Consider the following 25,154-nt stretch of genomic DNA (forward strand, 5'->3'; position numbering starts at 1 on the left):
GACTAAATTCAATTAATATAACTATTTTAGAGATAAATAATATTATATATAATTTATAAAAATACTATTTTAGTCTATAACTATTTTAATAGTTATCTTATTTTTTATTTCTGTAATCTCTACTCTTCCTTTTTTATCTTTATCTGCTGACACTGTATAATATTTTTGTTTCTTTTAAGCACAGTAATTTTACTAAATATCAACTAGTTTCAATACTGAAACTTTTCTATCTGTAATTATCAATCTAAATCTTTGATCATTGTTTTTCTCTATTGTTTACTCACCCACTTTTTGATGATGAATTTTAAATTACATTATTTATAATCTCTATCGCAATTTTTTCTTTAAATTTTTCAGTATATTTTCTTTTTAAGAAAGCTAACTCTTATTTCAAAGTTAAAACACATTGATCATATCTTATTTTACGACGATCTATATTGAGATAGACGGCTTTATCTACTTAATGCAAATAAATAATAGTTAATTGATTACTTTGATAAATTTTCTTTGTGGTTAAACTGCAATAAATATAAATTAAATTGCTGTCAGGTCTATTTTGGTGACTAATTAAACTATTACTATCTGATTTAAGATATTACAACTGGTAATGATGAGTATTTTAAAATTTAAATTATTATTGATTCAACCTAGTTCAATTTAATTTGAATAAAAAAAAATAGGACATTTTCTATACAATAATTATTGTTGTTTATAAGGTGATGATTTAAAATTAAAATTTATAGGCTTTACTTTTGTGTTTTTTTTATTCAAATAGACTATTCCTAATTGTTGATATTGGGAAGAATATCAGTTTTTGTATGGTAGCTCGGCGTTGAATTCAACAAATTTTCCAAATCTGCTGTTGTGTAATGTTAATGCTGTTAAGATCAATGTAAAAGTAAATAACTATGAAAACGCAATATAGCATAGACTATATTTACTTTTACATTGATCTTATAAAGAGAAGATATGAAAAAGCTATTTTAACTCTTTCAATAAATTAAAAATAACCCGAGTAGTAGTTATAAATGTACAAGTTTAGGAGCAATCGTTTCATATGATTTAGCTCAACTTTATGAAGGAGATCTCATTTTGAATTTCTGAAATTTAAAAAGGAAGTTGCCTTACTATCTAGTTACCAATTAACCTAGAGAATAAGAAAGAATTTAACAGTAAAAATATCATGACGATAATTGAAGCAAAATTAAGACAAATTAAAACCCTTTTTAGTCAGATGGAACGAGTATTAATTGCCTATTCTGGAGGTGTTGATAGCACTTTAGTCGCTAAGGTGGCTTATGATGTGTTAGGTGAACGCGCTTTAGCGATAACGGCAGTCTCTCTTTCTTTACTCCCTGAAGAGTTAAAAGATGCTAAAATTCAAGCAGCTGCCATTGGCATTGCCCATGAATGGGTAGAAACTCACGAGATGGACAATTCTAATTATACTGCCAACCTCATTGACCGTTGCTATTTCTGTAAAAGTGAACTCCACGATACTTTAAAGCCCTTAGCTTTACAGCGAGGATATTCCTACGTAGTCGATGGGGTAAATGCTGATGATATTTACGATTATCGTCCTGGGATTCAAGCAGCTAGAGAGCGAGGGGTGCGATCACCTCTTTTGGAAGTGGGTATCACTAAAGCTGATGTTCGGCAATTATCCAAAGAATTAGGGCTTTCTTGCTGGGACAAACCTGCTAGACCTTGCTTAAGTTCCCGCTTTCCCTATGGGGAAAAAATTACGGTTAGTAAACTGCAACGAGTTGGACGAGCAGAGATTTACTTATACAAGTTGGGCTACAAAAATTTTCGGGTTCGTTCCCAAGGAGATACGGCTAAAATTGAATTACCCCCAGACCAGATCAGAGAATTTGTTCTTACTATTAATTTATCTCAATTAGTTGCTCAATTTCAAAACTATGGCTTTATGTATGTTACCTTGGACTTGGAAGGTTATCGTAGTGGAAAATTGAACCAAGTTTTAAACACAATAACACTTAAATAAGAATACCCCACTTTTCGTCAGTACGGTCACTTTTTAACCAGTTCCGTATTTTGTTTATAACAAGAATTAGTCTCTTCTAAGCAAGGTATAAAAATAAGTTATTTTTTTTCGAGAAAATATCCCAAAATAACTAATGCAGAAATGATGGTTTACAAGATTGTAGTATAAATTACTGTCTACTGAACAGTGTTAGAGCAGAGTGCACTTTCTGTTCTTGAATATACATTGTCTGATTCAGACATTCCTCTGGGAATAGAATTACTATAAACTATTAATAATTCACTAACTCGGCCCTAACTTATGACAAAACGGGCATTATTGCTAATCAATCGCCATGCTCGCAAAGGTCGAAACAGCTTCGCTCATGCAGTGGATGTCTTAAATGACCTAGGGTTTGAGTTAATCACTGTTCCGGTTAAACGTCCTGAGTATATGCCTCAAGTAGTACGCCGCCACAGAGATAGTATAGATTTGGTGATTGTAGGAGGAGGAGATGGAACCCTAAATGCAATAGTGGATAGTTTAGTGGATATGAAACTGCCTTTAGGAATTTTACCTTTAGGAACTGCTAATGATCTAGCTCGCACTCTGAAAATTCCCCTGGCAGTTGAATCGGCGTGTCGAGTGATTGCTCAAGGTCAACTTAAATATATTGATCTCGGTTGCGTTAATGGGAAACATTTTTTTAACGTAGCAAGTCTAGGGCTGAGCGTAGAAATAACTGGCAAGTTATCGAAAGGAGCGAAACGCCGTTGGGGTGTTTTGTCCTACGCCATGACTGCGTTGCAAGTAATTGGACAAACTCGTCCTTTTAATGCTGAAATTGTAGTCAATGATAAATCGGTCCGTGTTAAAACCATTCAGATTGCGGTGGGTAACGGGCGATTTTATGGAGGAGGAATGGCTATCGCCAAGGATGCAACTATCGATGACCAAAGATTAGATCTCTATAGTCTGGAACTAAACTATTGGTGGCAAATATTCCCTCTGCTATGGAGACTTCCACAAGGACAACATGGGGTATTACCGTGGGTACGAACTATTGAAGGAGAAACAATGGAAATTTACACGCGTAAATCCCATTCCATTAATACCGATGGAGAAATCACTAGCAAAACTCCGGCTGCGTTTCGAGTAGTTTCGCACGCTTTAGGAGTCTTGGTTCCTTTATAAATTTAGAGTTTTCTTTGATAAAAACTATGGACAAATACTTGTCGAATGTTTTTGTTAACCAAAAACAGATGATGGCTTTATTTATACAGCTTTTTATCAGAAGATAGCGTATTGATTAGAAAAACGAGATTTATTTCGGGTAAATTGATTAATATATGTAAGTTCCCCTGCTCGAGCGGGAGATAGAATACTCACATTCCTTATTTACAAACTAGCAAGCAAATTGCTGAAGAATTAGATTACTGCCTAGCTAAAGTTAGTATAAATACACTTGTATTCTAGTAGAAAATTAATCTGCTAGGTATAAAATAAAATATTATATAGATTTGCTTCCTTAAAAAGTTGTATATTTTATCTATAAATATGGGTTTTATGATAGACAAAAAAGAGTACGCTCTTTTTAAAAATAGGCAGAATTACAACCATAATAATCGCTTTTTATAGGTAAAAATATTAAGTGTTTTAAAAACTTAATATTTTTAATATATTACAGGTTCTTCCCCATTATAAAAAAGTATTTCCTGGTTTAATTAGCTATAATTTCTATAATTATCTTGCGAAACTTATACCCTAGTCAGTAGCATTACTGTGCTATTTTCCCTGAACTTACAAAGGATAAATTACAGGTATTAGCTTCACTAATTGAGTTTTTAAAGGACTAGTTAGATAGATTCAAAATTCTGTGGTATAGTATTAAAGATTTAAACCTAATTCAATCATAAATGACTGCGATGAATATTGACTTTTAAGTTAGCTTCATACAACATAAACGACCATCAGTTCGTCAGTTAAAGTAAGATTTGATCGGTAAACTATCTAGGTATCAAGGACACATTCTTAATAAACTATTTTTAAAAAAATATCAATAATAACTTTAAAAGATTACTTATCATCAACAGAATATAAAACAAAAGTTAGCAAACATGGTTATACTCAGCTCAGTTACATAAAAAAACTTCTTTTGATTGAAGCTCAAAAGGTAGGTGAGTTTTGTTTCCTACTGTTTTCAAATAACTACTGCAGTCTTGATTATTAGTAGTTATTTTTTATGTAAATATTTACCTTGTCGTATTTTGACTGAGTCAAAACTTATATTATTTAACATCCATCATCATTATAGATTGATATAAAAAAATGATCATAGTCTTTCTCTATTACCCAAACTTTTTCTTTAACTCTCGTTGAATTCATTGAAAATAACAATGGCTTCAAATACGATAAAAACTTATATAAACCTTAAAAAAAATAAATTGGACTATTTTGGGTAATTAAACTCATTTTTCATCTTCAAAAGATATCAACGCTCAAGAAATTTATCAAAATTATCACGTTTGCAAAATTATACGCGGTTGCGTTCAAATAACTTTAATAATCAGGAAAATGTTTTGTTGAAGATCTATTTCAGAGCGGCTTATGGGGTAAGTTTTTAACCATCTACCAATATCCCTATTCCTTATGTCGCAAACTAAGAGACCTAGATTGATAATCAATTTTCCACTCAACTAGACCAAAATTAGAAGGTGAAGATAGATTAGAAAAGACAAGTCTACTCAGGAGAAATAAATTAGTCTTGATGAGCTATTCTTTCGAAGTTTATTTAGTACTGGTTCAAGGATAAGCAAAACTGAAGTCGATCAATAAAACTACTATAAGTATCGGTTATGATGGCAGTACATATTATCCATACATCAGTATTAGTAAATAATTGGTGTACAATAGAAGGTTGAAGTTAATCTTACCAAGAAACAATTGACTTTTTTAAAAATAAAAATTTTTAATAATAAAGCGGTTATTTATTTCTTCATAACTGCGTTATTATTTTTCGCTCAAGACAGTCGCTGTGTTCCGGTGACGGATGAACGATAATATAAGTGATACCACTTATTACTGATAAGTCTTTGATATCTCCTAAAGCCTTGCCTTGCTCCCAACTTTTATTTTTTAATTGGAGAATATGAGGAAAATAATCACTAAATTAGTTAGTTGTTATCTTCTCGATTAGAATATAAAATATGGCAATTAAAAAGTCTGTACGTATAAGTATTTTTATGGAAAAGGAAGAAACCCTGGCAATCGGGTGGGGTTAATTAGTAGTTAAGGAAGACTTTTTTATTGACCATCGACTAAAGACTAGCTTAAGTGAATAAATTTGGCTCATTTAGCTTTTATTTTTCTAGTGTAGACTGGCTATGAAGAAATATTTATAAATAAAAACTAAAAATTAAGTTTCTATTATTAGAGAATGCAGTTATGATAAAAATTTTATAAGTTATTAGCGACTGAGTTATTAGTCATAATTTAGAAGAGCTATTTATCTTAGTATTTGGAGGTAAAATGAAGGTGGTAATACCAGAAATACAACAGAGAGTTACGAAATTACGACAACAACTACAAAAAGCTAATTATGCTTATTATGTTCTCGACAACCCTATTATAGAGGACTCGATTTATGATCAACTTTATCGAGAACTACAAAATATTGAAAGTCAACATCCGTTATTAATTACCCCAGATAGTCCTACCCAACGAGTGGGAGAAAAACTAACTTCTCAATTTATTTCTATTCCCCATCATATTCCTCTCTATAGTCTAGAAAACGCTTTTAGTCTCGATGAATTAAAGAAGTGGCAAGAACGCTGGCAAAGTCGTTATGGAGTCATAAATAATAAAAATATCGACTATGTTTGTGAATTAAAAATTGATGGAGCAGCGTTAGCTTTAACCTACAAAAATGGACTGTTAATTAAAGGACTTACCAGAGGTGATGGAAAAACAGGAGAGGATATTACCCAAAATGTGCGGACTATTCGGTCTATTCCACTAAAATTAGCTTTAGATGATTCTTCTACTATAGTTGAAATTCGTGGCGAAGCTTTTTTACCCCTCGATGAATTTGAGCGCTTAAATGTAGAGCGAGGAGAAGTAAAAGAAAGCCCCTTCGCTAACCCCCGTAATGCTGTCGCCGGAACCCTCAGACAGTTAGATCCAAAGGTAGTGAATCAACGACGGTTACAATTTTTCGCTTATACTTTACATTTGCCTCAAAACAACCCGTTAAATAGCCAATGGGAGTCTTTAGAATGGTTAAAAAATCAAGGGTTTTTAGTTAACCCTCACCGTCAATTATGCCCCTCTTTAGAAGCCGTTGTTAATTACTTTCGTCATTGGGAAACCGCCAGACACTACTTGCCTTATATAACTGACGGGGTGGTAGTTAAACTGAATAATTTTAGACTACAAAAACAATTGGGATTTACCAAAAAATTTCCCAGGTGGGCAATCGCTCTCAAATATCCCGCAGAAGAATCCATCACGATAGTTAAGGACATTATTGTTAATGTGGGAAGAACGGGGGCTGTTACCCCTGTGGCACTTATGGAGCCCGTCCATTTGGGAGGAACCATTGTTCGACGCGCAACGTTACATAATCACGATCGCCTGACTGAGTTGAATGTCCATGTGGGGGATACAGTGATTATTCGTAAAGCAGGAGAAATTATTCCTGAAGTCCTACGAGTTTTACCAGAATTACACCCTCTCCATAGCGAACCCTATAAAATGCCTAGTCATTGTCCTGAATGTGGTTCAATGTTAGTCCGTCCTCTGGGAGAAGCGGTGACGCGGTGTATTTATATTTCCTGCCCAGCTGTTTTGCGGGGGAGTTTAGTTCACTGGGCTTCCCGTGATGCCTTAGATATTCAAGGGTTGGGGGAAAAAATTATCATTTTATTAGTTAATAATGGGTTAGTTAAATCTATTGCTGACTTGTATTATTTAACACCTGAAAACATGACTACTTTAGACCGCATAGGTCAAAAATATGCTTGTAATTTAGTTGCCGCTATTAACAATAGTAAAAAGCAACCTTGGGCACGAGTTCTTTATGGGTTGGGCATCCGTTATGTGGGTAGTGTTACGGCTAAATTATTAGCTAATAATTTTCATAGTGCGGAACAATTATCCCGGGTATCAGTAGCGTCTTTAAGTTCAGTTTATGGAGTAGGAGAAAAAATTGCTAAATCTATTTATGATTGGTTTAATATTCCTAAAAATACAACATTAATAAAACGGTTAGAAGAGGTAGGAATACAGTTAAAAACTTCTTATAATTCTATAGAAAAAACAGCATCAATACGACAATTTTTTTTAAATAAAATTTTTGTTATTACGGGAAAATTACCAACTTTAACACGGAGTAAAGCAAAGGATTTAATTGAGAAAGAAGGAGGTAAAGTCACAGGTTCAGTGAGTCGTAATACTGATTATTTATTAATCGGAGAAAACGGAGGATTAAAACTAAAGAAAGCTAGAATTTTAAAAGTTAATTTATTGACTGAAAAAGAATTATTAAATTTACTTGAATAAAATAATTTTTAATAAAAATAAAAAAAAATATTCTCAATATTTATATCCAAATAAACTTATAAAAAATATCAGAAGGCAAAGCAAACCGAATTTTCTAGGTTCTAGGCTAAATCTCAAAAAAGTTTTTCAGGTAACTAAGTATGAGTCTTTAGTCGAATATGAAAGTGGATAAAACTCTTTGGTAGCTCAAATTTTTGATATAAAAAATATTATTAAGTTGATTGTTAACGGGTTCATTCAAAAAATGTTTAAAAAGTAAAAACTTACCAATTAATTTTAATAATTTTTACTTTAAATTATCTTGATAATAAGTGATTATTTGACTTTTATATTAATATATAGGTTTAAAAAATTTATTAGTAATATTTCCTTGATCTTTAAATAATTTTCAAATTAAATCTTACCTTAACTTACAAAAAAGTTGATGTTCATCTGTGTTGCCTATAGTTAACTTAAAATTTAATATTTAGCGCTGTTATTTATAATTTAACTTAGTTGAAATTCCTAATACTATTCCACCTATCCCACATAATTTTGGTTCCATTCAATTAGGTTTTTAGAAACTAGGTTATTTATACTGCGAGGATAATAAGATATTTCTATTTAAGTAGAGTAAATGAAACTAATTACTATTATTTTTACTTAAAGCTATTTTCTCCTCATTATTTCAGTTTTACTTTAACTAAACCACTTGTATACACTAAGTAATTGTCAGTAATAATTATTGAATAATATAAGTTTATATATCCTATAATTATAGGGTTTAAATATATTTAATATATACTTTATTTAAACTTATTATCTTTGACTTATTGGATAATCTACTTTTTTTATTTTTTTTAAAATTTATTTAAATTTTATTTTTTTAATTTTATTTTTTAAATCAAACATTTATACTCTTATTATCGTTCCGGAATAAATTTTTGCTCACAAGTAAACTTAGATAGTTCTTATATTTTTAATACTATTAGCTAAATTTTAAACAGCTTGATATCTAGATAATCGTTTTTTCTTAAGTAATTTTATATTTTAAACTTCTTTAATATCAACCACTTACTATTGAATCTATATTAGGTATTACTCATAATAAAAATTATAGTAAACAAATATATTAATTTATATTAATTTATATTTATTGACTATTTTAAATCATAAAAAAAGTAGTGTTTTTTTATTTATGTTAGCATAGTTAATTTTTATTTATTTTTATTTCTAATTTAAAGCACCGCGCTTAATTTTATTTAAACTAAAAACTGAACTAAGGAAATTATTGAACAACTAAGAGAATAGCTTCTTTGTGATATCTTTTTTTGCCCAAGTTCTAACTCCCGAAGCCGCTCATCAAATATATGGAAAAGTTTTACCAATCTTTAATTTTTCAAGAGTATCCAGTCAATGACAGACGTTAGTAAAAAAGCTCAAAAGATATAGAGTCTCTACTCAAATTATTTATAATTTCAGATTCTGTAATCAAAACCACTTTCTCTCTATTTCTACGTTTGATAATAAACTATTTTTATTGTCTGTGAAGAAAAAATTTTATAAAAGAGGATAAATTAATGCTCGGAGACTCTATAATAATCAATTACGAGCATGTTTATTAACATATAGTCCAATATTTTTTATAATTATTAGTATTCTGTAAATTTTTACAAACCTTTTAGAGAATACAAATAGTAGTATAATTCTGTTATAAACAGGTTATTATAATTTTGAATTAATTATCATGGTAAATTTTAAAAATTGCTCTTGAACCTAATTTATATATAAGTGGGGTGGGCTAGGGTGTCGGCATACAAATTATTGTAATCCTATCAATTCTCTAGCCACAATGTGTGATATTATATATTTTTATATTGATTATCTTAATTCTCTCCATTGTTTTTTTATAATAGGTTTAAATCTGAATCTTGACCATAAATTAACTAAAATACTTTTAAAATCACCTGTAAACACCCTTTGATTTCAATTGAAAGAAGTGAATAACAAACTTGTTGGTAGTAGGTATCTTAAGAGTTTTTAGATGCAGTACTATTTTAAGTGTCATTGGAGGTTATGTTACAAATAATCTTGGGAACTGTTTGTAAATTAAATTTTACAAAAACTGTAGAGTATATTCTAGTACACCAGAAAAACCATCTTGGTACGTTGTGTAACAATAAAAATTACCCAAAAAACTGTAGCTTACCTAACGTACCCTACTTACATTTCTTGTTTAATAAAAATTTTTAAGACAAAATAATATCAGGATTTAGGACAGAATAGGCTGAAAAAATGCGATAATTTCTTTCCAAACTTCATCCGTTGCCACCGGATCAAACCGATAACCATCATCTCGCATAAAGGTATGATTGGCTTCATACTCCAAAATTTTATGGCGGATGTTCTGTTTTTCCAAGGTTTGCCTAATAATAACTCTGCCATCTTCTGGAACATGAGGATCTAAAGTTCCAAAAATCAGTAAGGCTTCTCCTTGAAGCTCTCCCATTCTTGCAAGGGTATTTACTTTTTCTCGTCCCAACTTACCATTGTGAATTCCCGTAGGGTAAACATAAACCGATGCCTTAATCAAAGGGTTAAATGCTGCACGACAAGCCAGATGTCCACCAATACAAAAACCCATTGTCCCAATTTGTTGCGGGGAAACTGCTTCGTAATTACTCAAAAAATCAATCACAGCACAGGCATCGGAGTCAAACTCACTCATTGAGGTTTTGCGGGCTGCCTCATTTCCTTGAATCCGTCCAAGATCTGTTGGTTCAATGATAGTTCCCAGAGGTAACTGACGGTAATAAATCTCTGGGGCAGCCACTACAAAACCATAACCAGCTAAATGATCGGCTAGTCGGGTGATAGGACTTCCTAACTGATAAATATCACTATAAAATAGAATTCCCGGGAAAGTTCCTTCCTGATTCGGACAAGCAATATAGACTCTCATTGCACTATCTTCCACAAGAAGGCTAATGTTCTGACGTTTGACTTGCATACTTCCAACAATTAGATTTTACTATTACTATTTTAGCGATTTATTTTATCTTTAATGATTAAAAAAACTAAACAATTAGTTCAGAAACTTACCTTTTTGCTTGAGATTGTTTAAAGTGGCACTGAATCTTTGATTTAGATGCCGTATGTCTTTTATTTATTTCAAAGCGTATAGACTAACTGCTACTATTGTGAGTTATCGCAACAGAAATAAAATTGTGAAAAATGTTCTTATTTTAACTTTTCATTTAATCTTACAGGCTGTTTACTAGGGAAGCTTTTTTAAAACTTTAATTATTTATCTAGTATTTTTATTAGCAAAAAATTAATTTTTAATACTAAACTCTACCTCTAGAATATCAAGTAAGGTTTTTCTATTTATTTAAAAATTTATGCAGTTTTCTGAGTCTAGCTTAAATAAAAATTAAGGGCAAAGCACAATAAAATCATTAATTGTGCGGTTAAAATTGATATATAAATTGCTGCTTTAGGGCGTATCGTCATGAAAAGCAAGCTAAGACTTTTAAGATTAATTATAGAACTTAACAACAAAAAAACCAAATTTGACCCATATAGAAACTTATTAGTCAGAGGATTGATAAAATAGGGGGTCCACAAAGAATTAAAAGATAGAACCAAGCTAAAAAGAGACATTACTAGAATTTGAGTTACGGGAGTTTGTCCCCATGTTATTAACTGTGCTTGAGGTAGAAAAACTTGAGCCATGGTAGTTATCACACATCCCCACAAGAGGATACTACCGAGTTCAAGGAATTCCTTAATCAGATTATCCAAAAACAACAAGCATCGCCCCCATAAATGGTCAGGAATCGCTGAATTAGCTTTATACTCATAAATTAAACTCCCTGTCCTATGGAGGGTTTGGGGAGTATTACGGGAACGTAATAAAGTACCTGAGTGAAGTAAAGTTGAGTACATTGCCAAGGGAGATAGATTCGTGGATTTTCCAGACGTTTTATCGGCATAAGTACTAAAAATTAATCCCAGAATAATACCAATGAGCCAGGCTCCCAAAATTCGTAAGAAAAGAAGTCTTGGATAATTGCCAAGCACTCCCCAACTAACCCAAATTACAAAAGGATTAATAGTTGGGGAAGCTATTAAAAAACTGATAGACAGGGGAACAGAAGCACCTTGTAACAATAATCTCCGCGTTACAGGAATATTACCGTATTGTCCTACGGGAATTATTATTCCCAAACTACTGCCAACAATAGCCCCTAAAATCCTATTTTGCGGTAACTTGGCTACGAATTGATGTTCATCAACAAAAGCCAGTAAACCACTCGAAACAATAATTCCCCACAGAAGAAAAGGTAAAGATTTTAGAACATGACTAATAAATAGGGTAACATCATAACTAAGTTCAGACATAAAAATATATCTCTAATTAATCTTGAGTAATAATGTAGATCGTTCACAGACAATCTACTCCGTACTTAACATTATCAAACTTATTTACGTTCGAATAGATACTTGTGACTAGATGGTTTCATATAAAAATCTATAACGATGTAACTAAAACAATAAATACTAAAGGCTTTTTCTCCCTTAGTATTTATTGTATGTTGCTTTGAACATAAGCAAAAATATTAATAGTAAATCTACTTTGATTCGTCGCGCATTAATCTACTCTTACCGGTAATATTCTTGTTTTAGTGTTTACAGTTTAATGTAGTCTGAGCATATTTTAAAAAATCAGTTTAGAGAAATACTATGGTTTTGTCCTTAAAATTTCAGTTGGTAAATGCGGCTCGCTAATGTAATTTAGACGATGTTAAAGTCTTACTTGCTACTGATTTTATCAAACAAGTATGTTAACGTATGCGGCACAGTGATGCGATTGCCTAATAGGAAATTATTTTTAGAAAAAGGGGCTTTGGTTAATCGACAACGACCTCCATCAGGGATTAGTGCCTTGATGTTGGCGGCGGGCGGCTAATTATTTAGACGTTGTTGAAGACTTAATTGAAGCTGGTGCAGATGTTAATCCAACTAATGAAGATCGCACTCCGGCTTTGATGATTGCAGCATATGAAGGACATTTAGCCATTCCTAAAACCTTAATAGCAGCAGGGTCTGAAGTTAATCTTAAAGACAAAGATGGAGATACTCCCCTGAATCTAGCGATTAAAACCCATTATCAAGAAATTATTTTAGCATTACTCAATGCAGGAGCCAATTTTTCAGACATTGTGGATAAACAAAAAGCCGTTTATTTTGGGAATAGTTGTGTTTTACTGATAAACATTTTAAATACAATGATGCCAACCTTCGGAAAATTTTAATTACAAATCATTTCTTGGCTTTAGTCATTGGGATTTGCCTTTATCCTCAACTCGTCTGTATGATATAAAGACAGTTGCAGTTAATGCTCAGGTTAGTCAATTCCTATGTTAGGATAACTAAAATTAATTCTAAGAGTTACAGAATTTTACCAAAAATCTAACAAGTATCCAAATTCACTACCTTGACTAACATACTTTATTAAATTCTTTGAATAAGCTTTGATCGCGTCAAAAATTTGACTTTGACTATGATGGAGAGTTCTTTAAGCACTCCCTTTTCTTGTTTTTCTATACTAATTATTAAGTAATAATCTGCGACGTAATCGATCTAAAGCCGCATAACTACTTAAAAATCGTATAGTATCACGATCATGGATTGCCCCAAACTGACATTTAAAACTCTCAACTCTTCCTTGATTATCAGCTAATCCAACATAAACCAATCCCACAGGTTTAATTTCTGTCCCTTCCCCAGGGCCGGCAATTCCTGTAATACTTATTCCCCAGGAAGTCCCTAAGCGTTTTTTAACCCCTAGGGACATTTGTTGTGCTACTACCTCGCTAACAGCTCCAGATTGTTCTAAATCTTTGGAATTAACCCCTAATAAATCGATTTTTACTTGATTTTTGTAGGCAATAATTCCCCCGATAAAATAGTCCGAACTTCCTGGAACTGTGGTAAACATCGCACCTAAACCGCCTCCTGTACAAGATTCAGCGACACTTGCCGTTTCTCCTGCTTGCCTCAACAAATTTCCGACTACCAAAGCTAAAGTATCATCATCTGACCCATAATAGTCTAATCCAGCTATTTTTTTAATTTTTTGGGTAATTGGTTCAATTAGAGCGATTGCCTCTGTTTTTGATCGAGTTTTTGCAGATATTCTTAAACGTACTTCTCCTAAAGAAGTATAGGGGGCTACTGTAGGATTAGATAATTCGAAGAAGTGAGCTAATTTGGCGGATAAATCTGACTCTCTAATGCCCCTAAAATATAACATTCGACTGTAAATAATTTCCTTTCCCCAACCTTGACTTTTAAGGTAAGAAACGGCCGTTTCCCTCCACATACGTTTCATTTCCGAAGGGACCCCAGGAAAGGTAATTAAGGTTAAATTCGGACGAGGTTGCCACAAAAGGCCAGGGGCAGTTCCAGAAGGGTTGGGCAAAATACCAGCTCCTTTAGGAAGTAAAGCTTGTTTACGATTATTATCTGCCATAGTTCGCCCCTGTGCAGCTAATTTTTGACTAATATCTCTAATAATTTCGGGATGTTCTACCAAGGGAGTCTCAAACACCTGAGCGATGGTTTCCGTAGTCAGATCATCAGGGGTTGGGCCTAACCCTCCTGTAAACACTAAAATAGAAGCACGTTGACTGGCAATTTTAATAACGTTTTGTAAACGGGTAAAATTATCACCAACAACGGTTTGATAAAAGTGGGGAATTCCTAAACTGGCAAGTTCTTTAGCTAAAAATTGAACATTAGTATTTAGGATATCTCCTAATAACAATTCTGTCCCCACACAAATAATTTCTGCACTCATAATAATTTCACTTAAGTCCCTAAAATTTAATAAATATGATTCTTTTAGACTAGCTATTATAAATAATAATAAATAAATTCCATAAGTGTTGTCCTACAATGTTTTTAATTTTTAAAAAACTTTATTTATATAAAAAAATTAAGTTATAGGACACACTCAGAAAGAGAGTTTTAGAAGTTATTAGTTACCAACTTATCATACTCAATCTAAAATAGCTACCAATACTACACTTGTTGATAACTAATAAAATAGCAATCATGCTTTCTTTTTGTCTGCTTTGTAAGGTAGTTTATTACTCAATTAACTCTACGGCATCCCTCCCGTCAGTCTCTTGCAGATACACTTTAACCTGTTCTTGGGAAGCTGTGGAAAGTTTTTTTCCAATAAAATCAGGATGAATAGGTAACTCTCGATGTCCACGGTCCACTAAAACTAATAACCTAATGACTTCGGGTCGTCCATATTCCGTCACTGCATTTAAGGCCGCCCGAATTGTCCGTCCTTTATAAAGAACATCATCTACTAAGACCACCGTTTTCCCCGTTAAGTCAAAAGGAATTTTAGTTTTAGCAGGAGTACGAGTTTTTATACGATCAAGATCATCACGATAAAATGTCACATCGACAGCTCCTACTGAGACTTTAACATCTTCTAACATCTCAATTTGCTGAGCGAGCAGATAAGCTAAAGTCACCCCTCGGGTGTAAATCCCCAAAAGTACTAACTCAGAGAGATCTCCCGATTTTTCAATAACTTGAGAAGCTAAACGGGTGATGATGCGGCGTATTTTTTCCGTAGTCAGTATTTTTTTGACCATACCCTCTCCCCTATATTCATCCTCCATTTTATAAAATCACTTAAAGTCACTAAGTTTAGTAGAAACTTAATCCTAAATCAACTTACTATGGAAATTAGAATTTAATTCTACACCCCTGTTTATTAAGTTTTAAGTTCCGTAAAGTAGCCTTCGCTTGGCTGTGAGCGCGACTTTACGGAACTTAAAAGTCATATTTCAAACTATTTCCCTATCTCCCAATATTTCCTGCTTTAATTATGTTCATCCCTCAACTGACTGAGGACGGTTCGTATACCTTCTTTTCTGAGGAATTTGAAGAACTATTCCATTCCCATTCTGGAGCAAAACTCGAAGCAGAACAAAAATTTGTCGATCCTTGTCAACTCAAAGAGAAAGCAAAACGTCACAAGTCATTGAAAATTCTCGATGTTTGCTATGGACTCGGGTACAATAGCGCAGCAGCTTTAGAAGGAATTTGGTCAATTAATCGGAAATGTCACATCGAATTAGTTGCTCTAGAATCTGACATTGATGTCCCTTATCAGTCGGGTGTCTACCATTTACTTAAACAATGGCCTTCTTTTATTAGAGACTCCCTCACACAACTCGCCCAAAATCATGAGATACAAATACCAAGACTGAGAGCTAACCTATTGATAGGAGATGCTCGAAATACTATTAAGACTCTTTACCAGTCTGGTTTTAAAGCCGACGCAATTTTTCTTGACCCTTTTTCGCCTCCAAAATGTCCCCAATTATGGACTCTAGAATTTATTAAACTTGTATCAGGGTGTTTACATTCACAAGGAAGGTTGGGAACCTATTCAAGTGCTGCCGCGGTAAGAACTGCTTTACAGTCGGCTGGGTTAACTGTGGCCCCTACTAAGGGGGTGGGGCGGCGGTCGCCTGGAACTGTAGCAAGTTTCAATTGTCAAGACTTATGTCCTTTGTCTTTACAGGAACAAGAACACTTAAAAACTCGTGCAGCTATTCCCTATCGCGACCCCAGTCTTCGAGATTCTGCTATGGTAATTAATCAGCGACGACGTACAGAACAAATCAGTAGTGATTTAGAACCTACAAGTCGTTGGAAAAAACGATGGAAAAAGTTAGTGCGAAACTCACAGTTATTTAATTAATAGCGCTCTCAAATTCGGAGTTCCCGTGGAAAATTTTAGGGAAGTTAATTATCTTTTTAAAGATGCTAGAAAGTTAATTAAGATGATATGATGATGGGAAATATTTTGAACCAAGTTTCAGTTTAATCTTGAATTCGACTAAAAGATATGAATATCTTGAAATTGAGTTATATAGATCCAAAGTTTTGTGAGATGGCATGAGTTATTTAAACTCAATTTGACAGTATACGACTGCAGTAAATATTAGTTTTTAGTCAACTTCAGGCAACACAGATATCGTAAACTTGTTCATGAGTTAACGCCAGATTTAATTTTCAGATTATTTGTAGACTACGAATATATTATTCAATATATCTTTGAAATTTTCTTTTAATAAAATACTTGAATTAATTGTTTTTGGTCAACAGAAGATAAAGAAAAAGCGATCAATCTGATTGATTGATTTTTACCGGACAAATGTTTTTATTGAGATACTTGATGACTTGAACTGAAAAATATCTCTTGAAAATTTATATTTAATGCATTCAAATAATTTTGATTTTTTCATCATCTTTTTGCTATGATTAATCTTTTTACTTTAAATAAAAGCTTTATTTTAATTTATATAAACAAAAATATTTACTATTTTTTGTTGTTGGTTTCTAAGAACTGGTGTCAAGAAAATAAAATTGCTGCTGTTACTTAATTTCACATAAACCTTACGAAGTTGGTTTCAATCTTTACCTAAAAAATCTCTCAACTCTCACTTATTTACAGGAAGCTCAGGAAGAATTAAAGTTCTCTAATAGACTGGGATAAAACTAGTAATTTTATTAGCAGATTCTATCTATAATATAAAAACCATTATCAATGGTTTATAAAATGTATGTATATATTCAATTAATGTTAGTTTCAAGTCAAATCTGAACCAAATCTAATCCCCAATCATTTATCCAAGCTTGTCAATGTTTGAAAACCTATCCTACTTTTACTTTGATGATAGAAGATTATAACGGGTATATTGCTATGGACTAGCAAGGAGACGCTGCTGGAACTATTGGAATCTATCGGAATAATTACCGAGCTAGTCATTTTTAAAAGGCATATATTACTATCCTCAAACTTAATCAAATTCAATTATCCTCATTAGTAAATTCTCATGTATAGTTGTAGACTATAAAACGTCATCTTTATCATTATTGTTGCTAAAAGAGGGTAAGTAAAATTGTCTTGTCGTTATCTGTTTACTTCCGAATCTGTAACCGAAGGTCATCCTGATAAAATCTGCGACCAGATTTCAGATGCTATTCTAGATGCTTTGCTTAACCATGATGATCGCAGTCGCGTCGCGGCAGAAGTGGTCGTTAATACAGGCTTAGTTTTAATTACTGGGGAAATTACCTCCAAAGCTCATGTTAATTTTGTCGAGTTAGCTCGTAAGAAAATAGCTGAAATTGGCTATACTGATGCTAACAATGGCTTTTCTGCTGATAGTTGTTCCGTTTTAGTTGCTGTAGACGAGCAGTCTCCTGATATTGCCCAAGGGGTAAGTGAAGCTCATGAACAAAGACAATCTCTTAGTAGTGACGAATTAGATAGAATTGGAGCTGGAGATCAGGGGTTAATGTTTGGGTTCGCTTGTAATGAAACCCCTGAATTAATGCCTTTACCAATTAGTCTAGCCCATCGCATCTCTCATCGCTTAGCTACGGTACGTAAAATGAGAGAACTATCTTATTTACGTCCTGATGGTAAAACCCAGGTATCAATTGTCTATGAAAAGGGAAAACCTGTGGGGATTGACACCATTCTTGTTTCCACTCAACATACTGAAACTATTGACTCGATTACAGACAACGATAAGGTTCAAAAAAAGATTAAATCCGATCTGTGGGAAGCTGTCATTCTACCCGTCTTAAACGATATTAAGATTAAACCTAGTAAAGACCTGAATTTTTTAGTCAACCCGACAGGTAAGTTTGTTATTGGAGGGCCTCAAGGAGACGCTGGATTAACGGGACGTAAGATTATTGTTGATACCTATGGCGGTTACTCTCGTCACGGTGGCGGTGCTTTCTCTGGTAAAGATCCGACCAAAGTAGATCGCTCTGCAGCCTATGCCTGTCGTTATGTAGCTAAAAATATCGTCGCTGCTGGTTTGGCAGATAAGTGTGAAGTTCAAGTGAGTTATGCTATCGGAGTAGCTCGCCCTGTGAGCATCCTTGTGGATACTTTTGGCACGGCTAAAGTTGATGAAGATAAACTTCTTGATGTAGTTAAAGAAAATTTTGAATTACGTCCTGCAGGCATTCTTCAATATTTCGGACTGCGAGAGTTTCCTTCACAACGAGGCGGTCGTTTCTATCAAGATATAGCAGTTTATGGACATTTTGGACGAACTGATCTTGATTTGCCTTGGGAAGCAACTGATAAAGTTACTTTACTCAAAGATGCTTTTTCTAGTCCTTTATCAGGGATGACAGTTGGGATTTAAATTGAGTTCAATTCGTCAACAATGATTAGAGAAAAGAGTAAAATAACTCTTTTCTCTTTTTAATCTAACCTAGTTGGCTTAGGAGACAAGTTTTTCAAGGTACTGACTTTCTACTAAAAAAACTCCTTTGCTAAAACGCACCCCCCAATAATCTCCCGGACGGCGATCAATAACAATGCCTTGGGACCCAATTTCTAAAATATCAGCGGGACGCAACATGGGCATGGGATCAGCCGTTTTTAGATAGGGAGGACTAACACTCAAGAGAACTTGGCAACCCACCGTAATTTCTGAAGAATTCATATCAATGATTAATCAAGATTCCAGACACACTTAACTAAAAATATTAGCTTCAGAAGATGTGATTCATCAACTAATATTTAGACTCTTTGTAGAGGAAGTCATGACATATAACTGCCGCCAAGGTTTCCATGCTAACAAGCCTTTCGGTTTTTGTTATAAAATTTGCTATATTCCTTTTACCTAATAGGAATATTCTTCTGTTAAATTAACTGACAATGATTATTCTCGGGTCATTTATCAACTTTGAATTGTTCCAACTAGGTTAACTTTTGCAGAATAAATTTTTAGCTTAAATTTAATCAACTAGCTTTTTAGATTCTAACCAGTCTTGATTGTACAAACGAGATTGATATCTTGCTCCCCCATCACACAACACTGTTACAATGGTATGTCCAGGTCCCATCTCTTTGGCTAAAGCGACTGCCGCACCTACATTAATGCCAACCGACCCCCCCATGAATAAACCATCTTGGTACAGCAACTGATGGACAACTCGAAGAGCTTCACGATCATTAATTTGGATGGCATTATCGATGGGAACTCCCTCCATATTGGCCGTTATGCGACTATTACCAATTCCTTCGGTAATGGAATTTCCTTCAGGTTTAATTTCCCCAGTCTTTACATAACTATAGAGTCCGCTGCCCATAGGATCGGCAACAATACATTTGATGTTAGGATTCTGTTCTTTAAAAAATAAGGCAGACCCTGCATAAGTCCCTCCAGTTCCGGTAGCAGAGACCCAAGCATCGATTTTTCCATCGGTTTGCGCCCAAATTTCAGGACCTGTTGTTTCGTAATGAGCTAAGCGATTTGCTATATTGTCGAATTGATTCGCCCAGATAGCATTGCTCAGTTCTTGAGCTAGTCTTCCCGAAACTTTAATATAATTGTCAGGATCACGGTAAGGAACTGCAGGGACAGTTTTAACTTCAGCCCCCAAGGTTCTAAGAAGATCGATCTTTTCCTGGGATTGAGTTTCAGGAATCACAATTAAACATTTATACCCTTTTGCATTACAAATATGGACTAACCCTATCCCTGTATTACCGGCTGTTCCTTCAACTACCGTCCCCCCAGGTTTAAGCAAGCCTTCTTCTTCTGCGCCTTTAATAATATATAAAGCAGCTCTATCTTTAACAGAACCCCCTGGATTGAGAAATTCGGCTTTCCCTAAAATCTCGCATCCAGTTTCTTGGCTAAAACTATTTAACCGAATTAAGGGTGTATTGCCAACTGTCCCAACGAAGCCGTCTTTAATATCCATAATCCTCTATTTTGTCAAATGACAACAGATAGCGATTTCTTTTAGTTGATTTAATCGTTATTCTCTTTTGTCTGATCCTCAACACTATCTCTGATAGTATCAGGAAATTAGTAGATAAATTGTAAGTTTTACAGGAGTCTTTGATTTTTTGTGTTACGGTAACTCAGCTACTGATTTGAGAGAAAAACAGCTACTGAAGGCGACAAATAAAATTTTATATGAGTTCAAAGTTATATCCCAACTCTGAAAAGATCCAATCTCGTAACCTGCTCAAAAACGTTCTTTTAAAAGAACGTTTTTGAGCAGAATAATGGCTAATTTCTTAGAATAATAGGAAACTTTGAATCTATTTGTGAGGTAAAAATGAGATTGCATATTTATAGAAAATAAATATTGCTTAATCCTAAGTGTTTTGATTTGTTTTGAATCCCTATTGTTAGGGATTCAACTTTAATATAATTTATCGCTCTTAATTCTTTGATTCACTACTGTTATGAAATTTTTATTGTATGTATATTGTTTAATAAATCAAAATACTTCTATTTAATCAAAATTTTGATAATCAGTAATGAAGATTGATTGTAAACTTAAAATCTTATTTGTTTAACTACGTCGAACATTTAAGTACATCAGGAAAAATCTAGTTAAAATTTTTAGTTTAGCATGCATGGTTTAATTTGGATATAAAATCTGTTATAATACCATATAATAGCGATTATGTTTTTTTATAAGTTTATTGTTCGAGATTAAACTCTGTCTTTATATTTTTGACTATTAGATTACAGGTTTAGTATAAACAACTTTCTTACAGTTCTATCTCAATAGAAAAACTTAAATGTCCATAATTGATCAACTAGAAATACTGGATAATATTGTTGTTACGGCAGAACAAATGAGGGAAATTGAAGCCCGAATTTTTGAGAACGGAATGCCTGTAGCAGCCTTAATGGAAAAAGTAGCAATTTTATTAGCTCGTCGAATACAAGAACTTTATCCCCTGTTTCAAACCTTACGAATAGGAGTTTTAGTTGGACCTGGACATAATGGTGGAGATGCTTTAGTTATAGCTAGAGAATTGTATTTACAAGGTTATGATATTTGTTTGTATCAGCCCTTTTCTAGGTTAAAAAAATTAACTTTGCAGCATGCAAATTATGCTCAGAGTTTAGGAATTACCTGTTATCGAGATATCGAATATATAGAAAAATGTGAGTTGATTATTGATGGCTTATTTGGGTTTGGTTTGACACGATCACTCTCAGGAAATATTGCTGAGACTGTAAATATTATTAACCAATTACCTATTCCCATCATTAGTATTGATATTCCCTCTGGCTTACATACGGATACAGGAGAAGTTTTAGGAACAGCTATCAAAGCGACCTATAGTTTTTGTTTAGGATTGTGGAAACTCATTTATTTCCAAGATCAAGCCCTAGACTATATTGGTAAAACAGAACGGATTGATTTTGGTATTCCTCCTCAAGATATCTGGGCTATTCTACCTAAACCTGCTCCTATAAAACAGCTGACTTTAAACCTAGCACGACAATTTTTACCCTTGTGTCGTCCCTTATTAACCCATAAATACAAACAGGGACATTTGTTGCTTATTTGTGGTTCTCGTCGCTATGCAGGGGGTAGTATCTTAACAGGGTTAGGTGCGCGCAGTAGTGGTGTGGGGATGCTATCGATTGCCATTCCTGAGTCCCTAAAACCTTTGCTAGTCAGTCAGTTACCCGATGCGCTAATTATTGATTGTCCCGAAACCGAAACCGGGACAATCGCCCAATTACCCCCCCTAGCTACAGCCTTTGACAACTATGATGTCATTGCCTGTGGACCGGGGTTAACCTTGGAGGCAACATCGGTCGTCGAACAAGTATTGACAGCACCGTGTCCTCTAGTTTTGGATGCGGATGGGTTAAATATCCTAGCTAAATTAGGAACTATTGACACTTTATCAAAGAAAAACAGCCTAACGGTTTTAACCCCTCATCTAGGGGAATTTAAACGGCTATTTCCTTCTATTGAGCATCCTGGCGGAGATAGAATAGCGGCTGTTCAAGCTGCGGCTAAAGCAAGTGGTACAATAGTTTTATTTAAAGGAGCTAAAACAGTGATCGCTGACCCTAATGGTCATGTCTGGTTAATTTCTGAGAGCACCCCCGCTTTAGCACGAGGAGGCAGTGGAGACATTTTAACTGGGTTGATTGGGGGGTTATTAGGGCAAACTACTTCTAGTCTCCATGAGAAAGAGATCGGCGGAGGAGGAATAGTGGCGACAGCCGCTTTGTGGCACGCTCAAGCGGCTATCTTAGCAGCAAAAGAGCGTACTGAGTTAGGGGTAGATGCTGTCACCCTGTCCAATTATCTTCACCAGGTTAATTGGAATAATTGAGAAGAAACAAAATTCTATAAAGAAGACTCTATAACTAATGTAGTTGAAGAAATCGTTAACGCGGTTAGCCACTGGTGGTGTGAAAAGAAAAGTCATGATGACAGAACCCTCCTATTCAGATACAACACGGAAATCTCAGTTAAATTATCCTTCCAAACTTCACTTCATGTAAAAACTCCTTCCTAGCATCACCACCGTGTCTTGATGTAGGGGGCAATTGTCTTACTAGGACTAGGTACAAGTTTAATCTCTCGATAGGTTTTCTTACAGTGGAACCTAACTCCTTGGGTAGAAACTAAACTCAGTAATTTTAAAAATCGTCCAGTTCATTTAGGAGCCCTTAAGTATTTTTCATTAGGTCAAGTGCGTTTTGGCAAAAGTCAGATTGCTAAAACTGCTGCTGATTCTGCTCAAGTTACTATGGCTGCTTTGGACGTAGCCTACGATCCTCTCACATTAGAGATTATCGGGTAAGTCGCCGCTTACAGGGTTAAATAACTATGACAGAACAGGATTTTTGCCAATGTCTGGAAGGACTGTTGCCTCTTTACCAACAGATTACTAAGTAAATATAACAGTGATCGCCGTGAGAAATTATGCCAATGGTCATCATTGTCGAGAGTCTAATCTTTCATTGCAACCTAAGTCTATTAGATGGAGATAACGTTATACTCTAACTCTTTTTACTATTCCTTATGGGGCATTAATTACCTAAACTATAAAAAAATTATTAGTATGTAACAACAACATTTAATATTGCCATATGGCTAATAGGAGTATCTGTTTACAACCTGTTGTGATAAACTTGGGACGGGACGCAAGAATGGCAGCCACTTTATATATTGACACTTTATATATTAAGTTAAATTGTCAGCCTAGGAATGTTTTTGTTAGAGAAATTAAAGAAACATTATTAACATATTTTTTTGCTCCTCCTGGAATGATTCCTTTATTTAATTTAGTTCCTCCACATCCCCAATGGTTGTATTAGCAACAGTATTATTTAGATTATCTAGAGGATTACCTCATTACAGGGAATTATCCTTGTTCTAGTTTTGTTATTTAACCATTGTTAAATAGTCAGCTTGATCGAGTATATTTTTACCGCCATAATACTCAAAAAATTTTTTTACTATTACTGGCTCTTTCAAAAGATAAGAAAAACTTATAAATTAATAATATTTTTCTAAAATTAATAAACAGTTAAGTAATTTTTAACCAAAAACATTATCAGTATAATGACGTTTTAATTATTCAGACAGTTGGTTACTATTATAGTAATTTTTTTCTATTTATTTAATTAAAATATTTAATTTTAATTAAATAAATAGAAGATCAAAACTAATGCTATAAAACATAGTTTTTTATTTAAAAAAGTCAAAAATATATTTAACAACCCTAACTTACTAAGTTATATAAAATATCACCTTAATTCTCAAGAGAGAAGATAACTATTAATAGGGCAACTGTTACTATTTAAACAGCTTAATTCTTCTGATTTTGGTAGTTTATACAGACATAAATGGAGTACCCAGAATAATCCTTGCATAATGAACAAGCAAAAAAGAAAAAAAAGAGAGTATATTGGCGATAATTAGTTCGGTATTGATATGTTACCTAAAGAACAAGACCATAAGTTGGTCAATATATTCAGATGAGGATACGGTTTATTCAGACATTATTGAACTTGAAAATATTTTTTTTTAAACTGTCAAGTTGATACAATATAACCTAAAAACTGTATAAATACAATGGTATACTGATATTCTGTAATAATTTTACAACACAGGTTAAAAACGATCCTAAGATTAAACGAACTTAAAATTAAAGGCTAGGAGTTATGTATTGAGAATACAGACTAAATATGGGGTTTCTAGAATAGATAAGACGATTATTATATACTAGGCTCACTAAAAATTTCTCAATAATGTCAATAGTGACTAAATGTATTGCTCAATAAAACTCTATCTAACTTAGGATAATAAAAATTAATAAAATCCTGGCATAGCCTGATCTGACAATAATTTTATAATAAATAAACTATTCCATAATAAGGTCTTTAAAAGGTTAATGCTAATAATTATCTATAAAAAAATTGATATTTTTATCAATAAAAAACAATTTTAATACTCTTAAATATAATTTAATTTAAAATTAATCTAGTCATGTTTTTAATTTAAATTACTTATTAGCCATAATTTAAAATTTTTAATCAGAGCTAATAATAGCTAAAAAAGCAAGTTAATATTACCTCATATTTTATGGCTTAATTTTATTTTAAATACCTAATTTATTTATTATGTAGTAGCATTATTTAATAATATAAATAGTGATTTTATCTTTTAAAAATTTTTTATTTATTCCGTTTATATATTGCATTATCTC

13 protein-coding genes and 1 pseudogene are annotated in these 25,154 nt (G+C 33.3%); 8 read left to right on the forward strand and 6 right to left on the reverse strand.

Annotation, left to right across the window (positions count from 1 at the left end; translation table 11 throughout):
* Nucleotides 1-1,183: 1,183 nt before the first annotated feature.
* From larE to ligA, 3 genes are all read left to right on the forward strand, one after another.
* Complete coding sequence (gene larE / locus ETSB_RS06145) at nt 1,184-2,008, forward strand: ATP-dependent sacrificial sulfur transferase LarE (protein ID WP_044106933.1); 825 nt, start codon at nt 1,184-1,186, stop codon at nt 2,006-2,008.
* A 300-nt stretch (nt 2,009-2,308) separates the two neighbouring features.
* The gene (locus ETSB_RS06150; protein WP_044106935.1) at nt 2,309-3,181 is read left to right on the forward strand and encodes a lipid kinase; all 873 of its coding nucleotides are present in this window, start codon (nt 2,309-2,311) and stop codon (nt 3,179-3,181) included.
* Between the two features lie 2,334 nt (nt 3,182-5,515).
* Complete coding sequence (gene ligA, locus ETSB_RS06155; protein ID WP_044106936.1) at nt 5,516-7,546, forward strand: NAD-dependent DNA ligase LigA; 2,031 nt, start codon at nt 5,516-5,518, stop codon at nt 7,544-7,546.
* 2,251 nt (nt 7,547-9,797) lie between these two features.
* On the opposite strand, the gene ETSB_RS06165 is transcribed toward ligA, so the two are convergent.
* Together ETSB_RS06165 and ETSB_RS06170 are read right to left on the reverse strand one after the other, a co-directional pair.
* A complete protein-coding gene (locus tag ETSB_RS06165) occupies nt 9,798-10,535 on the reverse strand; it encodes a dienelactone hydrolase family protein (RefSeq protein ID WP_044106939.1) in 738 nt (245 codons plus the stop codon).
* A 407-nt stretch (nt 10,536-10,942) separates the two neighbouring features.
* Entirely contained in the window at nt 10,943-11,929 is a 987-nt protein-coding gene (locus tag ETSB_RS06170; protein WP_044106940.1) for a permease, read from the reverse strand.
* Nucleotides 11,930-12,507: 578 nt separating this feature from the next.
* Between ETSB_RS06170 and ETSB_RS06175 the strand changes: the two are divergent.
* Nucleotides 12,508-12,843, forward strand: a pseudogene (locus tag ETSB_RS06175) (ankyrin repeat domain-containing protein); the annotation flags it as partial.
* Nucleotides 12,844-13,136: 293 nt separating this feature from the next.
* Here ETSB_RS06175 and ETSB_RS06180 read toward each other — a convergent pair.
* Together ETSB_RS06180 and pyrR are read right to left on the reverse strand one after the other, a co-directional pair.
* On the reverse strand, nt 13,137-14,390 hold the full coding sequence (locus tag ETSB_RS06180; protein ID WP_044106942.1) for a competence/damage-inducible protein A: 1,254 nt from the start codon (nt 14,388-14,390) through the stop codon (nt 13,137-13,139).
* A gap of 292 nt (nt 14,391-14,682) precedes the next feature.
* Nucleotides 14,683-15,207: a bifunctional pyr operon transcriptional regulator/uracil phosphoribosyltransferase PyrR gene (gene pyrR / locus ETSB_RS06185; RefSeq protein WP_044107660.1), complete on the reverse strand. Its 525-nt coding sequence runs from the start codon at nt 15,205-15,207 to the stop codon at nt 14,683-14,685.
* 236 nt (nt 15,208-15,443) lie between these two features.
* On the opposite strand from pyrR, the gene ETSB_RS06190 reads away from it, so the two are divergent.
* On the forward strand, nt 15,444-16,325 hold the full coding sequence (locus ETSB_RS06190; protein ID WP_044106943.1) for a tRNA (5-methylaminomethyl-2-thiouridine)(34)-methyltransferase MnmD: 882 nt from the start codon (nt 15,444-15,446) through the stop codon (nt 16,323-16,325).
* Nucleotides 16,326-17,529: 1,204 nt separating this feature from the next.
* The gene (metK, locus tag ETSB_RS06195; protein WP_044106944.1) at nt 17,530-18,798 is read left to right on the forward strand and encodes a methionine adenosyltransferase; all 1,269 of its coding nucleotides are present in this window, start codon (nt 17,530-17,532) and stop codon (nt 18,796-18,798) included.
* Between the two features lie 78 nt (nt 18,799-18,876).
* Here the strand turns inward: metK and sipA are convergent, their stop codons facing one another.
* Nucleotides 18,877-19,101 carry a regulatory protein SipA gene (sipA, locus tag ETSB_RS06200; protein WP_044106945.1) on the reverse strand — a complete coding sequence of 75 codons (225 nt, stop codon included), beginning with the start codon at nt 19,099-19,101 and terminating at the stop codon, nt 18,877-18,879.
* Nucleotides 19,102-19,396: 295 nt separating this feature from the next.
* A complete protein-coding gene (locus tag ETSB_RS06205; RefSeq protein ID WP_044106946.1) occupies nt 19,397-20,368 on the reverse strand; it encodes a cysteine synthase A in 972 nt (323 codons plus the stop codon).
* Between the two features lie 835 nt (nt 20,369-21,203).
* On the opposite strand from ETSB_RS06205, the gene ETSB_RS06210 reads away from it, so the two are divergent.
* Nucleotides 21,204-22,769 carry an NAD(P)H-hydrate dehydratase gene (locus tag ETSB_RS06210; protein ID WP_171816423.1) on the forward strand — a complete coding sequence of 522 codons (1,566 nt, stop codon included), beginning with the start codon at nt 21,204-21,206 and terminating at the stop codon, nt 22,767-22,769.
* A 763-nt stretch (nt 22,770-23,532) separates the two neighbouring features.
* Nucleotides 23,533-23,760 carry a hypothetical protein gene (locus ETSB_RS08895; RefSeq protein WP_145972245.1) on the forward strand — a complete coding sequence of 76 codons (228 nt, stop codon included), beginning with the start codon at nt 23,533-23,535 and terminating at the stop codon, nt 23,758-23,760.
* Nucleotides 23,761-25,154 lie beyond the last annotated feature (1,394 nt).

Source organism: cyanobacterium endosymbiont of Epithemia turgida isolate EtSB Lake Yunoko (assembly GCF_000829235.1).
Taxonomy (GTDB): Bacteria; Cyanobacteriota; Cyanobacteriia; order Cyanobacteriales; family Microcystaceae; genus Rippkaea.

Coding starts and splice junctions, on each gene's coding strand:
- ETSB_RS06165 (WP_044106939.1), bottom strand. CDS start 10,535: ATGCAAGTCAAACGTCAGAACATTAGCCTTCTTGTGGAAGATAGTGCA.
- ETSB_RS06205 (WP_044106946.1), bottom strand. CDS start 20,368: ATGGATATTAAAGACGGCTTCGTTGGGACAGTTGGCAATACACCCTTA.
- sipA (WP_044106945.1), bottom strand. CDS start 19,101: ATGAATTCTTCAGAAATTACGGTGGGTTGCCAAGTTCTCTTGAGTGTT.
- ligA (WP_044106936.1), top strand. CDS start 5,516: ATGAAGGTGGTAATACCAGAAATACAACAGAGAGTTACGAAATTACGA.
- pyrR (WP_044107660.1), bottom strand. CDS start 15,207: ATGGTCAAAAAAATACTGACTACGGAAAAAATACGCCGCATCATCACC.
- ETSB_RS06150 (WP_044106935.1), top strand. CDS start 2,309: ATGACAAAACGGGCATTATTGCTAATCAATCGCCATGCTCGCAAAGGT.
- ETSB_RS08895 (WP_145972245.1), top strand. CDS start 23,533: ATGGCTAATAGGAGTATCTGTTTACAACCTGTTGTGATAAACTTGGGA.
- ETSB_RS06170 (WP_044106940.1), bottom strand. CDS start 11,929: ATGTCTGAACTTAGTTATGATGTTACCCTATTTATTAGTCATGTTCTA.
- larE (WP_044106933.1), top strand. CDS start 1,184: ATGACGATAATTGAAGCAAAATTAAGACAAATTAAAACCCTTTTTAGT.
- ETSB_RS06180 (WP_044106942.1), bottom strand. CDS start 14,390: ATGAGTGCAGAAATTATTTGTGTGGGGACAGAATTGTTATTAGGAGAT.
- ETSB_RS06210 (WP_171816423.1), top strand. CDS start 21,204: ATGTCCATAATTGATCAACTAGAAATACTGGATAATATTGTTGTTACG.
- ETSB_RS06190 (WP_044106943.1), top strand. CDS start 15,444: ATGTTCATCCCTCAACTGACTGAGGACGGTTCGTATACCTTCTTTTCT.